The 17,063-nt window shown below is 63.9% G+C and carries 9 protein-coding genes; 2 read left to right on the top strand and 7 right to left on the bottom strand.

Features of this window, described 5'->3' with window-relative positions; all coding sequences use genetic code 11:
* Positions 1-27: 27 nt before the first annotated feature.
* From QW845_RS30530 to QW845_RS30545, 4 genes are all read right to left on the bottom strand, one after another.
* A complete protein-coding gene (locus tag QW845_RS30530; RefSeq protein ID WP_315805218.1) occupies positions 28-1,077 on the bottom strand; it encodes an oligopeptide/dipeptide ABC transporter ATP-binding protein in 1,050 nt (349 codons plus the stop codon).
* Between the two features lie 223 nt (positions 1,078-1,300).
* Entirely contained in the window at positions 1,301-2,203 is a 903-nt protein-coding gene (locus QW845_RS30535; protein ID WP_315805219.1) for an ABC transporter permease, read from the bottom strand.
* A 2-nt stretch (positions 2,204-2,205) separates the two neighbouring features.
* Positions 2,206-3,159: an ABC transporter permease gene (locus tag QW845_RS30540; RefSeq protein ID WP_315805220.1), complete on the bottom strand. Its 954-nt coding sequence runs from the start codon at positions 3,157-3,159 to the stop codon at positions 2,206-2,208.
* Positions 3,160-3,329: 170 nt separating this feature from the next.
* Positions 3,330-4,949: an ABC transporter substrate-binding protein gene (locus QW845_RS30545; RefSeq protein ID WP_315805221.1), complete on the bottom strand. Its 1,620-nt coding sequence runs from the start codon at positions 4,947-4,949 to the stop codon at positions 3,330-3,332.
* Between the two features lie 247 nt (positions 4,950-5,196).
* Between QW845_RS30545 and QW845_RS30550 the strand changes: the two genes are divergently transcribed.
* Positions 5,197-6,792, top strand: a complete 1,596-nt coding sequence (locus QW845_RS30550) for an ABC transporter substrate-binding protein (protein WP_315805222.1) — start codon at positions 5,197-5,199, stop codon at positions 6,790-6,792.
* Between the two features lie 82 nt (positions 6,793-6,874).
* On the opposite strand, the gene QW845_RS30555 is transcribed toward QW845_RS30550, so the two are convergent.
* Entirely contained in the window at positions 6,875-7,894 is a 1,020-nt protein-coding gene (locus QW845_RS30555) for a hypothetical protein (RefSeq protein WP_315805223.1), read from the bottom strand.
* Positions 7,895-7,975: 81 nt separating this feature from the next.
* Between QW845_RS30555 and QW845_RS30560 the strand changes: the two genes are divergently transcribed.
* Positions 7,976-8,371 (top strand): hypothetical protein, encoded by a 396-nt coding sequence (locus tag QW845_RS30560; protein ID WP_315805224.1) that lies wholly within the window; start codon positions 7,976-7,978, stop codon positions 8,369-8,371.
* A 59-nt stretch (positions 8,372-8,430) separates the two neighbouring features.
* Here QW845_RS30560 and QW845_RS30565 read toward each other — a convergent pair whose 3' ends face one another.
* Positions 8,431-10,656 carry an adenylate/guanylate cyclase domain-containing protein gene (locus tag QW845_RS30565; RefSeq protein WP_315805225.1) on the bottom strand — a complete coding sequence of 742 codons (2,226 nt, stop codon included), beginning with the start codon at positions 10,654-10,656 and terminating at the stop codon, positions 8,431-8,433.
* 47 nt (positions 10,657-10,703) lie between these two features.
* Positions 10,704-17,015, bottom strand: a complete 6,312-nt coding sequence (locus QW845_RS30570) for a VCBS domain-containing protein (RefSeq protein WP_315805226.1) — start codon at positions 17,013-17,015, stop codon at positions 10,704-10,706.
* Positions 17,016-17,063 lie beyond the last annotated feature (48 nt).

The following is a 17,063-nucleotide window of genomic DNA, read 5'->3' on the forward strand; positions in this document are numbered from 1 at the left end:
ACGCTTCTCGCTGCTGGTGTCCGCTCGTCAGGCGGCCGGCGCCCGGCTGTGTCCCGAGCCGGGGATCGCCATGTGGCAGGCGGCCTGATGGCCCATTGTATCCAGCTCCGTCAACCTTGGCGCGACATTCGCGCATGGCGCCTCGGCAAATGGACAGCGGGTGTGGAAGCGGCAGCCGGCGGGCGGATCGATCGGATTGGGCGGATCCCCGGACAGCGGCGGCACCTCCGTGCGCCTGTCGGGATCGGAGGACGGCATCGCCGCCAGCAGCGCCCGTGTATAGGGATGCGCCGGCTTGGCCCAGACCTGCTCGACCGGGCCGAGCTCGACGACCTCGCCGAGATACATCACCAGCACGCGGTCGGAGATGTAGTTGATGACGTTGAGGTCGTGGCTGATGAACAGATAGGTCAAGCCGAACTCGCGTTTCAAGTCCATCAGCAGGTTCAGCACCTGCGCCTCGACCGACTTGTCGAGCGCCGACACCGCCTCGTCGAGGATGACGAGCCGTGGCGAGAGAGCCAGCGCGCGCGCGATGTTGACACGCTGGCGCTGGCCGCCGGAGATCTCGTGCGGATAGCGGTTGGCGAAGGTTTCGGGCCGCAGCCCGACCTTGCCGAGCAGATCGCGGGCAAGCGCGCGCGCCGCGCCATCCGCCATGCCGTGCACCTTCGGCCCGAACGCGATCGACTCCTCGATCGTCAGTCGCGGATTGAGCGAAGCATAGGAGTCCTGGAACACCATCTGCATGCCGCGGCGCAGCTCGCGCAGGGACATCTCTTGGCCGACCTGCCGGCCGTCGAAGATGATCTCGCCGGCATCGCGGTCCATCAGATGCATCAGGAGCCGCGCCGTCGTCGACTTGCCACAGCCGGACTCGCCGACGATGCCGACCGTCTCGCCCTTGCCGATCGCGAACGAGACATCATCGACCGCGCGCACCGTCTTGCGCGCGCCGAACAGGCCACCGCGCACCGGGAAGTGCTTCGTGAGCCCATCAACGCGCAGCAATGGCTGCGCCTTGCCGCCGAGATCCTCGATCGGGGCAAGACCCATGACAGCTGTTGCTTCACTCATAGCGATAGACCCAGGTAGGTGCGGCAGATGCCGCTGCGCTCCCTCTCCCCGTTCTTACGGGGAGAGGGTTGGGGTGAGGGGCAGCCGCACGGGAAGTGTATGTGGTGAGACCTGTACCCCCTCACCCGGATCGCATCTTGCGATGCGATCCGACCTCTCCCCGCAGGCGGGGAGAGGTGCACTGCCGATGCCGTTCGACCGTTGTTTAAAATGGCCATGCCCATCAGCTCCGGATATCCATCGCACTGCGCAGGCCGTCGCTCAGCAGATTGAAGCAGATCGAGACCGCGAAGATCATCACGCCGGGCAGCGCCGCCACCCAGGGGTTGACGTAGATCGCGGTACGCAAGGTGTTCAGCATCAGGCCCCATTCCGGCTCCGGCGGCTTGGTACCGAGGCCGAGGAAGGAGAGACCGGCGGCGAGGATCATCGACACCGAGATCAGGCCGGTCGCGTAGACGAAGATCGGCCCGAGCACATTGCCGAGCATATGCGCGCGCATGATCGTGAAGGCATTCGCGCCGGAGGCCCGCGCAGCCTCGACAAAGTCGCGGTTTCGCACGCCCGTGGTGACGCTCTCGGCGACGCGGGTGATCTGCGGCACGAACACGATGGTCAAGGAGACGATGGAGTTGGTGATGCCGGCGCCGAGTGCGCCGGAGATCGCGATCGCCAGCAGCACCGAGGGGAACGCGTAGAACACATCGATGGTGCGCATGATCGCGGTGTTGACCCAGCCGCCGACATAGCCGGCGACGAGGCCCAGCATGGTGCCGATGCCGAACGCGAGAATGACCGGCGAGATGCCGATCAGCAGCGACAGCCGGCCGCCATAGATCAGCCGCGCCAGCATGTCGCGTCCCAGCTCGTCGGTGCCGAGCGGATAGTTCGGCGTGCCGATGTGGCGCAGGCGCCGGATCATCGAGCCCTGATAGGGATCAGCGAGATGCAGATAGGGCGCTGATAGCGCCGAGAGAAAGATCAGCAGCAGGATCGCGACGCAGACCATGCTGACCTTGTCGCGGACGATCCGGCGACCGACGGTCGCCCAATAGCCGCGTGCGTTCGCGACCGGCGCGGCCTGCAGCGAGGCGTCGTCGATGGCGCCGGGGGGACTGACGCTCATCGTTAGCCTCGCTTGATGCGCGGATCGATCGCGGCCTGCGCGATGTCGACCACGAGATTGAGGATGACGAAGAACATCGCCAGCACCAGGATCGTGCCCTGCAAGAGCGGAAGGTCACGCTGGAAGATCGCCGAGTTCAACAGCAGGCCCGAGCCGGGCCAAGAGAACACCGTCTCGATCAGGATCGAGCCGCCCAGCATGTAGCCGAGCTGCAGGCCCATGACCGCCAGCGCGGTCGGCGCGGCGTTCTTCAGCACATGGCGGAACACCTGGGTTTCGCGCAGGCCCTTCGCGCGCAACGCCTCGACGAAATCCTGGCTGAGGATGTCGCCGGTCAGCGCGCGCACGGTGCGGGTGATGATGCCCATCGGAATCACCGATGTTGTGATCGCGGGCAGGACCAGGAAGCGGATATGGGCCCAGTCCCACGACCATGCGCCCGAGCCGGACGGACCGGCGCCAACCGCGGGCAGCCAGTTCAACTCGACCGAGAAGATGATGACCAAGACCATGCCGAGCCAGTAATGCGGCACCGACACGCCGGCGATCGCGATCGAGGTCGCGACCTTGTCGATCCAGCTGTCGCGGAAATAGCCAGCGACGAGGCCGAAAAACAGGCCGAGCGAGAAGCCGATGATGGCCGCTGCGATCGCCAGGGTCACGGTGTTGGACACCGCGCGCAGCACCTCGGCGAGCACGGGCCGGCCGGTCGCGATCGAGCTGCCGAGATCGCCATTGACGGCGCGCCACAGCCACAGCCCGAACTGCACCGGCAGCGGCTTGTCGAAGCCGTAGGCGACGCGCAGCTGCTGCGCGAGCTCCTGCGACGCGTCGGCCGGCAGCACCGCGACGAGCGGATCACCGGGCGTGATGTGAACGAGCATGAAGCAGACCAGCGCTACGCCGATGATGATCGGGATCGCATAGACCATCCGCCTGGCAGCATAAGAAAGCACGAGTCACCTTACTGAAAGTCTATCGATCGTCATGCCCGGGCTTGACCCGCCTGCGCGGCCGAAGCCGCTTCGGCGCGGCGAAGGCCCGGGCATCCACACCGCTCCCTCCGCGGGTCAAGCATGGATGGCCGGGTCAAGCCCGGCCATGATGAAGTGTAGATGGTGGATGCTTACGGCTCCACCGAGATCGGCGAGAAGTCGATGAACCAGCTCTTCGGCTGCACCACGCCTTTCACCTTCGGGCTCATCGCGCGCGGACCGACGTCATGCGCCACGTAGAGGAACGCGGCGTCATCGACCGAAGCCGCATGCAGCTCCGCCAGAGCCTTGTCACGCTCGGTGGGATCGAAGGTCTGGCGCGCCTTCTTCACCAGCTCATCAAACTTCGGATTGTTGATGAAGCCCCAATTGTTGGAGACGGGAGGCGCCATCGACGACTGCAGGAAGCGCACCAGCGCGAAGAACGGATCCATCGCAGCATAGGTCACGTTGGTGGCGTTGGCGCCGTTGGCGGACGGATCCTTAGCGCCGCGCCGCCAGTTGGTGAACAGCGTATTCCACTCGATGACGTCGAGCTTGACGTCGAAATAGCACTCCGCCAGCGCCTGCTGCAGGTATTCGTTCATCGGCAGCGGCTGCATCTGGCCCGAGCCCGACGCCGAGGTCTGGATCTTGACCTCGAGCTTCTTGTTCGGCCCGAAGCCCGCCTCCTGCATCAGCTTCTGCGCGGCCGCCTTGTCGTATTTGATCTCGAAGGTGACGTTGCCGCGCCAGGGATGGCCCTTCTCGAACGTGCCGGTCGCCGGCACCATCAGGCCGGCAAGCAGCCCGTCGCGCAGACCCTCGCGATCGACGCAGAGATTGGCGGCCTTGCGGACGCGGATGTCGTTCCACGGCGAGCCTTCGATGCGCGAGAACTGCCACGGCCAGACATGCGGCTGCTCATTGGCGTAGAGCTTGAAGCCGCGCTGCTTGATCTCGGGCAGCGCATCAGGCGCCGGCGCCTCGACCCAGTCGACCTGGCCGGACAGCAGCGCCGCGGTGCGCGCGTTCGCCTCCGGCATCGGCAGCAGGATCATCTTGTCGGACTTGGGAATGCGTGCCTTGTCCCAGTAGGCCTCGTTCCTGACGAGCTCCAGCCGCTCGCGTGGCGTGAACTTCGCCATCTTCCACGGACCGGTGCCTGAGGCGTCCTTGGCGAAGGCGGCCCAGGCGGCTTGCGACTTCGCCTTGTCGTCGGCGCCGGTCGCGGACTCATAGAGCTTCTGCCACTTCGTCGGGCTCGCCATGAACAGATTGGTGAGATTGATCGGCAGGAAGCTGTCCGGCTCCTTGGTCGTGAGCTCGACGGTGAGATCGTCGATCTTGCGCGCCGACGCCAGCGTCGGCATGCGCGAGGCGGTGACGCCGACCTGGCTCGGATCGAACTGCGGCGCGTCCTGCTTCAGCACCTTCTCGACGTTCCACACCACGGCGTCGGCATTGAACGGCGCGCCGTCATGGAAGGTGACGCCGGGACGCAGCTTGAACGTCCACTTGGTCTTGTCGGACTCGTCGACCTTCCACTCGCTGGCGAGGCCGGGAATGACGACGCTCGGCTTGTCCGCCGACGACAGATCCCACATCGTCAGCGCGTCGTACATCGTGAGGCCGGTGAAACGGTTGCCCTCGAAGCCCTGATCGGGCTGGCCGAGCGTCCGCGGAATGTCTGCCGCAGTCATGCCGATGCGCAGCACCGATTCCGCGCCGGCCGTTGCCGGTAGCGCGAGGACCGCTACGGTCGTCATCATCGCGGCCGCAACGGCTGCATGTTTGTCGATTGAAGTCGCAATACGCGAGAGCACGATCTTATCTCCGATCAGCTGGCTAAATTCTGTGCAGCGTTATGCAACGGCTATGCCAGCGCTGCGCCGGACCGTCGCCCTGCGACGCGAGGTCACAACGTTTGTACTCAAATGATCCGTTTTGAGCTTTGGCACCCGGATTGCAGGATTTTGGCATCGAATTTGATCCGGGTCCCCACGGAGCTTCATCCTGATGCGTACTAGATTGTCCCTGCTCGCCACGGCGCTTGCCCTCGGCCTCTCCATGGTTGCCGCGCGCGCCGAAACTGTCCTGCGTTACGGCATCTCGATGGCGGACATTCCGCTGACGACGGGCCAGCCCGATCGCGGCGCCGGCGCCTATCAGTTTACCGGCTACACGATCTATGATCCGCTAGTGGCCTGGGACATGAGCGTCGCCGACAAACCGGGCAGGCTCGTTCCGGGCCTCGCCAGCGAATGGAAGGTCGACGACGCCGACAAGACGAAGTGGCGCTTCACCCTGCGCAAGGGCGTCAAGTTCCACGACGGCAGCGACTTCAATGCCGACGCGGTGATCTGGAATCTGGACAAGGTGCTCAACGATAAGGCACCCCAGTTCGACAAGCGGCAGAGCGCGCAGGTGAAGACGCGGCTTCCGTCGGTGGCGAGCTACGCCAAGATCGACGACTCCACGATCGAGATCACGACCAAGACGGTCGACTCGTTCTTCCCCTATCAGATGCTGTGGTTCCTGATTTCGAGCCCGGCGCAATACGAGAAGCTCGGCAAGGACTGGGACAAGTTCGCCAGCCAGCCCTCGGGCACCGGTCCGTTCAAGCTGACCAAGCTGGTACCGCGGGAGCTCGCGGAGCTTTCGAAGAATTCCGAATATTGGAACAAGGACCGCATCCCGAAGACGGACAAGCTCGTGCTGGTACCGATGCCGGAGGCGCTGACGCGCACCAACGCGCTGCTCGCCGGCCAAGTCGATCTGATCGAGACGCCGGCGCCCGACGCCGTGCCGCAGCTCAAGGCCGCCGGCATGAAGCTGGTCGACAACGTCACGCCGCACGTCTGGAACTATCATCTCAGCGTTCTGCCGGGATCGCCCTGGACCGACATCCGGCTGCGCAAGGCGCTCAACCTCGCGATCAATCGCGACGAGGTGGTCGGTCTGATGAACGGCCTGGCGAAGCCCGCCAAGGGCCAGGTCGACCCGTCGAGCCCGTGGTTCGGCAAGCCCACCTTCGACCTGAAATATGATCTCGCCGCAGCAAAGAAGCTGGTCGAGGATGCCGGCTACTCCAAGGACAAGCCGCTGAAGACGACCTTCATCATCGCACAGGGCGGCACGGGCCAGATGCTGTCGCTGCCGATGAACGAATATCTGCAGCAGAGCTTCAAGGAGATCGGCATCGACATCGACTTCAAGGTCGTCGAGCTGGAGACGCTGTACACGCATTGGCGCAAGGGCGCCGCCGACGAGATGAACGCCGGCATCACCGCCAACAACATCGCCTATGTGACCTCCGATCCGCTCTACGCGATCGTGCGCTTCTTCGCCTCCGACCAGATCGCGCCCACGGGCGTCAACTGGGGCGGCTACAAGAACCCGAAGGTCGATGCGCTGATCAGCGAGGCGAAGCAGACCTTCGATCCGGCGAAGCAGGACGAGCTGATCGCACAGGCGCATGCGCTGGTCGTCGACGATGCCGCGCTGGTGTGGGTCGTGCACGACACCAACCCGCACGCGCTGTCGCCCAAAGTGAAGAAGTTCGTGCAGGCCCAGCACTGGTTCCAGGACCTGACCACGATCGGCGTGGAGTAGCGGTTCGGCGCCGGTTGCCGTCGCACTCGCAAAGAAGCCCGGCCGTCTGCCGGGCTTCTTCTTCAGCACAACAGCCAATATGTCATTTGCCGACGACGAACGCGCCCGAGTCAAATTTGTATGATGCTTGGAGAAAGCCGCCGTACCGCTCGTAGCTGAATGTCGTGGGCGATCCCGGGACGCCCGGGAATTGCGTGGTCCCGGATGTCGTCCGAGCGTACCAATAGCGCCCCCCGAGACCGACGCTGAAGTTTCTCGTCACGTCGTAAGACACGATACCTTCGAGCTGATAGCCCCAGCCGTTTCCGGATTGCGGAAGCGGATTGATGTCGGGCCGCAGCCAATGATTATCGAATCCGCTCAGCCGGACATAGGGCAGAACGGCGCCATCGAGGGTGACGTTCCAGTTCTGACCCAGATGGAAGACGCCGTTCAACCCCACACGAAGCGAGTCCCAGTTCTCGGTCTTGCTGAGCACCAGCACGCCTCCGGCAACCGGAGCGAGACCACAGATGAACGGGTTGGTCGCGACCTGAGTACATCCGTACGCGTTAACGGTCTCATAGAAATGGTTGTAGCCGATGAAGGCGCCGACCTTGAACGCAGGCCCTCTCCAGAAATTGTAGCCGGCGTCGATCGTGCCGTACCACAGCCTGCCGCTGTTCACGTCGCTGACCGTGTTTGAGTATGGAATGACTGCCGGCGGATAGTCTTCGTCGTTGAGCGTGCCGCTGAAGATGTTTCCGCCGCCAGCAAAGCCCTTGGCGAAGAAGCCGACATTGTGATCGACCCTGGCGAAGCCTTCGCCGGCATGGCTGTTGAGATTCTTGTAGGTCAGCTGGGAATTGATCTGGCCTGCGACGAAAGGATCACCCAGCGTGTAACGGGTACGGCCCGAACTGTAGAAATAGCGAGCGCCGACCTCGAACTCCCACAGCGAAACCGGCGCCGGCGGCGCCTTGACCGGAAGATCCGCAGCGGACACCCCGCTGGCCCCAAGCACACACGCTGCCGCCGCGATGAGGCTGCCCCAGTGTGGCCGAGTGAAACGATATGGCGGAGCGAAACGCTTGACTGGCCCCCATGCCGGTTTCTCCTTCATTGGAGCAGCCGCACTTGTATCCTCGAAAGACTGCATCAATGCCCCCCATTTGCAGCATTTTACCACCTTAAGTGGTTCATTATGGTATTGCACGTCTATAACGAGTACAATCCGACGCACATGCTCCCGAATCTTTCCTATCCCGCTGTTGCAGCCGCGCAACAAACGCCAAGCGCTCGACATCTGCTGGATCGCGCCGACGCCGTGCCGATCCTGCAGCGCCGGAGGCGCTTTCGTTCAGTCAAACTCGTTGTCGTCACGCTCGCGCTTGCCGGCAACATCGCGGTGGTGGACGCGCAGACATCCTCCACGAAGCCTGGCAACGTCGTCGCGCCATCGCCGCTGGCGCACGAGGGAGGCAAGCCACCGCGTATCAAACGGAGCCTTCCGCCGTCGCGTCCCGCCCGCCACGCTCCCGGCACGGAGAAACGCAGCACGCGTTGCCCGCCCTATTCGGCCTATGTGATCTGCAATTGATTACCATCGTCGCCGCGCCATGCCCGTCAGCGCGGCCGGGTCCATCCTTCGACGGATTGCTACTTCGTCAACAGCGCGTAGGCGCCGTTCCAATCCTCGGGCGGCGGATCGACCCGATAGTGGCGGATGCGCGCCTCGTAGAGATCGTAGAGCTTAGCCAGCTCCTTCGCCTCGTCCTTCCTCCGCCCTCGTTCGATTGCAGCCAGCGCCTCGTCCCAGTCGCAGTTGCGATAGGCGGCCAGCATCTCGATGGTGAGGTTGCGCAGCAGCTGGAAGCGCTCGGAATGCATCACGTCCTCGCGGCCGGTGATGGCATAGATCACCTCCGGCTCGGTCTTGCCCTTCACCATGATGAAGTCGAGCTCGAGGATGGCGAGCCTGTCCTTGACTGCCATGGCCGTCGCCGAGCCGACGATGATCGGGAAGCCGTATTCCTTGGATTGTCCTTCGAGGCGGGAGGCGAGGTTGACGCTGTCGCCGAGCGCCGAATAGTTGAACTTCAGATCGGAGCCCATGTTGCCGACCACGCCGATGCCGGTGTTGAGGCCGATGCCGACCTTGAGCGGAATGTAGACGTGGCCGCCATGCGCGGCCTCCTGCTCGCGCTCGCCGTTCACCCGGTCGATCCGGTCGAGCATGTCGAGCGCGGCTTCGCAGGCGTTGATCTGATGGTCCTTGTCGGCGAGCGGCGCGTTCCAGAACGCCATGATGGCGTCGCCCATATATTTGTCGACATAGCCCTTGCGGGCGATGATGGCGTCGGTGAGCGGCGTCAGGAACCGGTTCATGAGCTGGGTCAAGCCTTGCGGATCGTGCTTGTAGCTCTCCGAGATCGTGGTGAAACCGCGCACGTCCGAGAACATGACCGTGATCTCGCGCTCCTCGCCGCCGAGCTTGGGCGGCGAGTCCGCCAACTGCTCGACCAGAACGGGCGATAGATATTGCCCGAACACGGAGCGCATCTGCCGGCGCTGCTCCTGCTCGCGGACGAAATTGGCGAAGATCAGCGTCAGGTAGACCGCGGTTGTCGACAGCATCGGATAGGTGAAGTCGATCATCAGCCGGTGCTGGGTGTAGAAGTACCAGGAGAGGCCGAGCAGCGCGCTCGCGAACAGTCCCCCAACCATCACCAGGGTGATGGCGCCGAGCTGCGGCGCGAACACAATGACGAGAAAACCGAGCAGGACGGCCCCAAGGAACTCGACCACAACGCCCCAATAAGGCCGTGTCAGAATTGAGCCTGTCAGCACCGACTCCAGCACCTGGGCGTGTACCTCGACGCCCGGCATGGCCGAGTACACCGGAGTGGTCTTGATGTCGTTCAACCCGATGGCGGACGGGCCGATCAGGATCAGCTTCCGCGCAATCTTCTCCGGTGACACGCGGCCCTCGAGCACGTCGATGGCAGAGACATAGATGGATGGATCATGATTGGCGTAGTGCACCCAGATCTTGCCGTTGCCGTCGGTCGGAATCTGAAACCCACGCAGGCCAAGGCTGGTGATGCCGCCCTCCTCAGCCTTGACGAACACCGTGTCCGTGGCAGTCAGAACCCGCAGCATCTCGAAGCTCAGCGCCAGCATCGTGACGTCCTGTGCCCGCATGATCATCGGCACCCGGCGGATGATGCCGTCGCGCTCGGGCGGGATCGTGAACAGGCCACGCCCCGCCGCCGCATGCTCGATCACCGGCACGTTGCGCAGCAGCCCAGGAAACGGCTCCATGAACGGGATCGGGTCACCCAGCATCGCAAAGCCGGTCACGGGCAGTGTCTTGTCCAGATCGGTGCGCTTCTCGAGGCTGGCCGTCTCACCGAGCACGATGCGCGATCTTCGCAAGGTCTCGGCGAACACCTGATCGTTTGACGGCAACGCCTTCAGCTTCTCACGTGTCACCTCATCCAGACCGGGGAAGGTATCCGCCGCGATAGCCGGATTGAGCCGGTCGGGCTCGGCAAACACGACGTCGAAGGCGATGACAAGGGCGCCGAGCTGGGTCAGTTTCTCGATGATCTCGGCGATGCGCGTCCGCGGCCATGGCCACTGGCCGAGCTTGGGATCAGCGAGGCTCTTCTCGTCGATGTCGACAATGGTGACCGGGCGAACCGTCTTGGGCCGCGGACTGAGCGCCTGGAAATTATCGAAGGTGCGAAGACGCAACTCCTGCACCAGGGCCGGATCAGCGACGCGCAGCGCCGCGAACGCGACCAGCAGCAGCAGGCAGATCAGGCGCGCATAGCCAAACCTGCGTGCAAACCACCGGGGAACTGCTCTCAATCGCTTCATGCAGCAACCGATATCACACCGTGGCCTGCAGCCCGAACGCCGCGGACTCAGACCAGGTGAAAGCCGTCGTGATGCGCCTTGAATTGATCCAGCGTCACGCCCTTGAGCGTGAGCGTATCATGCGCCGCATCGGTGATGACGGTGTCGTGGCCGTTGTTAGCCGACTGCGCGGCGGCCACCATCGCGTCCACGCTGGCGAACAGCGAATGATCGAGCTCGACGATGTCCTTGTTGAGATCGAAATCGCCGATCGTGGCGCTGCCGAAATGCGGATTGAAGACGAAGGTGTCGTTACCGCCCTTGCCGAAGATCGTGACACCGCCGCCGACATTGACGAAATCGTCGTTCTGATCGGTGCCGTTGATCGTCGAGGCGCTGTTGCCGGCCAACGTGACGGTCAGTGCCTTGCTCGCAGTGCCGCCGTGGCCGTCGCTGACCTCCGCCTGATAGGTCACGGTCAGCGTGTCGCCGGGATTGAGGAAATCCAGGTTCACGTCGGCCGGATGATACGTCCAGTGCAGGACATCGGCACCGCCATCGGATGTCGCGCTGTCGAAGGTGATCGCGTGGGCATCGGCCAGCGCCTGGACATGGGCATTCGAGGGCAGGCTGAGAGAGCCATTGTATTTGATCACGCCATTGTCGTGCACCGAAGCGGTCAGCGTGTCGCCGACATCCTTGTCGAGCACCGTCAAGGTGCCGGACATGTCGCTCGCCAATTTCACCGGCTGATCGGCGATGGTGCCCGCCGAGACGTTGTCGAGCTCGAACGCATTCTGGCTGCTGGCGAGCACCACCTTGTTGAACGGCGACAGCCCGAGAAACTCGACATAGCCGTTCGAGGCCAGCGACGCCTGCCCGCCATTGGCGAGCAGCGGCGCGACGTCGCTGCCCGAGTAGGACGCCACCAGCTTGTTGCCGTTGTAGAACGAGATGCTGTTGTAGCTGTCGACCGACCCCCAATACAGCCCGAAGCTGTTCTTGACGCTGTCGAAGGTGATCGTCTCCTGGGCTTGGCTGCCGATGCTGAGATAGTTGGTCTTGTCCGCCCCGTCGACCATGTAGGGCGCCGCGGATACCGGCGACGAGCCGTGCACGATTCCCGCATTGCCGGAGGCCGTGAACGTCGCGTGCAGCGCCTGGCTGTAGAAGCTGCCGTGGCCGCGTCCATTGTCGGAGATCGCGCCTTCCGACACGTGATCGAACGTCTCGGTGGGCATGCCCTCCGTATTCGTTTTGGCGGAGCTCGCCAGCACCCTCGCCTGCTCTGCCAAGATGACAGTCTGGACCGGCGGGTTCGTCTCACCGGTGATGACGGGCGCATCCTCGGCACCATTGACGGTGATGGTGACGGGCACCTCGGCCACGCCGCCATGGCCGTCATCGATGGCAACCATGTAGGTCAGCGTCACATGCTGGCCGACGCCGAGGTAGTCGAACGCCTTGTCGCCGGCAGCGAAGCTCCAGGCCTGCGACCCCGCACCCTTGCCGGATTCGGTGAGCGCGCCGAGCGACAGCCAGCTCTTGAGCACGGACATGTCCGACGGCAGGCCGCCGTCGTTACCCGAGGTCGCGACGTCGCCGATCACCTTCAGGACATGCGTGTCGGTGATATCAGCGTCCGTGAAAGTGATGGTGCCGCTCGCGGTGTCGGGCAGGTCCGATCCTGACTTGGCCGTGCGCTCCGCGATGACGGCCGCCTGCGCATCGCTCGTCACGACCGGCAGATCGTTGGCGCCCGTGATGGTGACGACGATCGTCGACGTCGCGGTCCCGCCTTCATGATGATCGTCGAGCGTCACCGTGGTGGTGACCTTGATGGTCTGCCCGGCGCCAAGAAAATCGAGCTTGCCGTCGGCGATGGCATAGGTCCAGCCGACCTTGCCATTGTTGGCATTGCCGCCCTGGCTCAGTTGCAGCGCCTGCTCGAACGCGGCGATCTGCTCCGGCGTGAGCTGGCTGGACAAGTCGGTGTGCCCATCGGCCGCGACCCATGTCACGCTCTGCGCATGAGGCAGGATCGACGCTGTCGGGCGATCGGTAAGGTCAACGTCGCTGAAATGAATGGTCCCGGTGACGCTTTGCAGATCAGACGAGCCCGTCTGAGCCCCCGTTTCGGTCAACGCACCCGGCTTGCCGGGATCTGTAACCACCGGCACGTCGTCCTTGGCCGTCACCGTGATCAACGTCCCGCCATTGGCGTCTTTGCTGCCGGCGAAATGCAAGTCGCTGAAATCGCCGACGAGGGTCAGAGCGATGCTGTGCCCTTCGCCGTCGATGACGGTGAGCACGCCCGTGTCAGCATCATAGGACGCCGTCGTCGCGTCACTCCATTTGATTGTCTGCAGATCGATCTTGTCGTCTGCTCCGAGGCCGGCGAGTTTGGCAGAGAAGCTGGCGTCGTCGATGACAATCTCGCTGCTCCCTTTGCTGCTGAAGTCGACGACCTGATCGACGTGACCATCGACGGTCAGCGTCGCGCCGGCATCGACCTTGATCAGTCCCGAGCCGGTGACATCGCCGTTGATCTCGAACGTCCCGGCCGTGATCTCGATCGTGCCGTCGTTGTAGATCGTTCCGCTGAGTCCACTCGTGCCGCTCGCCGTGATCGCCCCATAGATATAGAGCTTGCCATCACCGCTCACCGTGGTGCCGGCGAGATCGAGGATCGCGCCGAGATCGACGGTCATTTTGCCGACGTTGGCGACCTCCATGCCCGCCAAGGTCACCACGTCATGGCCGGCGATCTCCAGCGTGCCGGCGATCCGGATTTCCAACGTGCCGCCGGTGAGAGTCGTGCTCCCATCGAGCACCAGGGTCGATTCCACCGGGACCGTACCATCCTCATCGATGATGATCTGACCATTGGTGTTATCGATGGTGACATTGTCGAAGGTGGTCGCCGCCTCGGTCTCGACATGCACGATGCCGTGGTTGATGAGATCGCCGCCGGTGATCGTGCTGTGCTCGATCAGCAGCAGCGCGGCTTCGTCCACCTGGACCGTGCCGAAATTGTCGACGGTGACGCCGACCAGGGTGGCGCTCTCCTCTGCGGCGACCTCGAGCCTCGACCCGTCGCCGATCGTGACGTCGACGCCGGTCAACGACGCGCCACCCTGGACGGTGAGGATGGCCGTCATCTCCGCGAGCGGACCGGTCTCGCCGATCAATAGCGCGCCGCCCGCGACGGCGCTGCCGTCGATCGTGCTGCCGCCATCGACGGAGACCGTCCCGTCGTTGCTGATAGCGCCACCGGCGATGCTCGTGCCGGACAGAGACAACGCGCTGCTCACCGCAATAGTGATCGCGGCGGCGCTCGCATTCGTGATCGTCTCGTCTTCGAACGTATTGCCGCTGCCGGACACGGCGACGATGCCGGAATTGTCGAGCGTGCCGCCGATCAGCGCGGCTGCGCCGGTCAGGGCGACGGTTCCACCGGACTCATTGGTCAGCGTGCCGCCGCTGATGCGCGCCTGCGAGAGGGTCAGCGTCGCGCCGTCTTCGACCGTGATCGTACCGTCGGTATTGTCGACGCTGGTGTCGTCGTCGAGCGCGAGCGCGCCATCCGGCTTGATGTCGATCACGCCGGCGTTCGTGACGATCTCATTCGAGATGGCATTTCCGGCACCAGACACATCGATCGTGCCGAAATTGGTCAGTTCGCCATTGCTGATCTCGGCCCCGTCTTTCAGGGCGAGCAGGCCGTTGGCTTGCGGTGGCGTCTGCCCACCTTCGTCCAGCGTGCCGATATTCTGAACGATCGGCACGCCATCGATCAGGATGGTGCCGCCGTCGATGCTGCCGCCGTCGAGTGTCAGGGTGGCGCCCAGGTCGACCCTGATCAAGCCGGAGCTGTCCTGATCGGCATTCGCGACGTTGCCATGCACGGTCAGCGTGCCAGCCGACAGCTCGACCGTCCCGGTGTTGATGATGCTGGCCGCAGCCCCGAATACGCCGCCGCCATCCAGCACCACAGCGCCGGCATTGTGCAGCTCGCTCTGGTCCAGCATCTGCGCCGAACCATTCACCGTAATCGTGGCGCCCGAGAAGTTAACGATGCGAGAGTCGGCCTTGGCCGTCAGCGCGCCGCCGATCGTCAGCAAGCCGTGATTGTCGAGTTCGGGGACGGCGCCGCCGCCAAAGTCATTCAGCGTGACCGATTTGGCGGAGGCGTAGGCGCCGTCATCGATCCTCACCGGGAAGGCCGGCGTCAGGCCGTGCAGCTGATCGGTGATGATGATGACGTCATCATCGGCGGTCGGAGCCAGACCGGTTGCCCAGTTCGCGCCGTCGCTCCACAGATGAACCTGCCCGCCGCTGCTCTCGCCAGGCTGCGTCGTGGCAATCCAGACCACCGCCGGATCGTCGGTGCCGGTGATCGTGACCGTGACCGTCTGCGTCGATGTCGCGCCTTGCGAGTCCGTCACGGTCACCGTGTAGGTGAGCGTCAGCGTCTGGCCTGCGGGGATGAAATCCGCGACATAGACCGGCAGGTTGGCGAAGCTCCAATTGATCTTGCCGGTGCCGCTCCCGGTGCTGTCGGAGGCCAGTGATGCCGTCAGCGCCTGTTCGAACAGCGCCAGTGGGGCCGGCGGAATGCTGCCGCCGCCTTCCAGAACCGCGCCGGTCAGCTTGGCCGAGACGGTATGGCTGTCGGTGAGGTCGACATCCTTGAAGGTCAGCGTGCCCGAGGTCGGATCGTCCGAGGTCAGCGGCCCGCCGGGCACGCTGGTGCCGCCCTCGAACGCGATCGTCTGCACGGTTGCGACGATCTCGGGCTTGTCATTGGTGCCCGTCACCGTGATCGTGATCGGCACCACGGTGAATTCATTGGACGGCGCGAAATTGTTGTCGACGCGTACGAGGTAGGTCAGCGTGAGCGTCTCGCCTGCCGCGAGAAAGTCGAAGTAGTTGTCGGGAACGCTATAGGTCAGCGTCGCCGTGCCATAGTTCTTGTTGTTCGGATCGGGCGTGACCGCGATCTTCACGGCCGTCGCCATGACGTCCTGCAGTTGCAGGGCGTTCAACGAGCCCGTGACATCAGTCTGCTGCGCGCTCTTGTAGGCATAGGACTTGAAGCTCACCGACACCGTCGGCCGGTCGATGCCGTTGATGTCGACGAAATTGATGCGGCTGAGAACGGTGTCGAGATCGGTGCCGTTCCCGGTCTGACCGGCACGCTCCATCAATCCGAAGGCCGTCGTCAGCCGGCCGCCAGCATCGAGAATCCTGACGTCCGGCGGACCTGGGATGTGCGACGGCTGCTCGCCGGTCTGGCCAGTCCCGGTCGTCGGGCCGGAGTCGTCGACCACGCGAACCACCGGCGTTGCGCTGGTGCCGTTGGGCAAGGTCAGCGGCGTCAGCGTCTGCGGCACCCCGATATCGGTGAAGTGGGTGTTCGACTTCGGATTGGTGTTGTCGGTGAACTTGATCGAGAAGACGTCGTTGATGAGCTTCTGGATGTCCGGCGTGAGCGGGACAGCGCTCTGATTCACGATTCCGTTGCTGATCTGGATCTGCTGTCCGGCCTGATTCACCACAGCGATCGGCTGCAGCGTCGTCTTGTCGAACAGGACGTAGGAGCCGGTGTGGCCGTCCGGCTCGACCAGCACCTGGAACTTGGCATCGGGCAGACTGCCCTGCCCCGGCACTGTGAAATCGATCTCGACCAGCACCGCCGTGCCGCGAATGCCCATGGTCGCCACGGGCGTGTCGACCTTCATGTCGCCGTGCTTGGCGGTCTCGCCGGCCACGAACGAGATCGTGCCGGCGACGAGGCTGATCAGCGAGGAATTGTTCGACCCGTTGGGGTCGTACACCATCTCATTCAGCACCATCCGCGCATTGGACGACAGGCCGAACACGGTGCCGTCGATGAAGGTGATGCCGAGCGTCGAATCCGATCCGGACTGGACGACGTCGCCCTTCTCGACGTTGTCGCCGTTGTGCAGGAGAATCGAAACGCCGTTGCGGATGACCGTCGCGGTGCCCTGCAGCTTGGTCACATGGCCGATGACCTTGCTCACGCTCGCAGCCGCCCCGGCCTGGCTGACCTGCACCGCGCCGGAGAGCGCATTGACGAGGTCGCCGGTTAGATGCGCACCATCGGGTGACGCCAGGGGCGCCCGTTTCTCGCCCTTGAAATAGTCCGGCAGCACCATCTCGCGCCCATCGGACGAGAGGATCAGGTCGAGGCCGGACCGCTTGAAATCGGCGTTGAACAGAAAATGCGCGTCCGGAACGACGATCGCGTCCGTCGGCGCATGGGCGTGCGGCGCCTCCAGCCGCACGTGACCGTGCGAGGAGGCGCCCCGGCCGTCGGAGAAAAGCGCGGCGTCAGAATTGCCAGCGTAATTCACGGGGCCACCGACTATGGTTAATGAATACATAAGAATGAGTGTTCAAGG

This window comes from Bradyrhizobium sp. SZCCHNS3002, assembly GCF_032377435.1.
Lineage (GTDB): Bacteria > Pseudomonadota > Alphaproteobacteria > Rhizobiales > Xanthobacteraceae > Bradyrhizobium.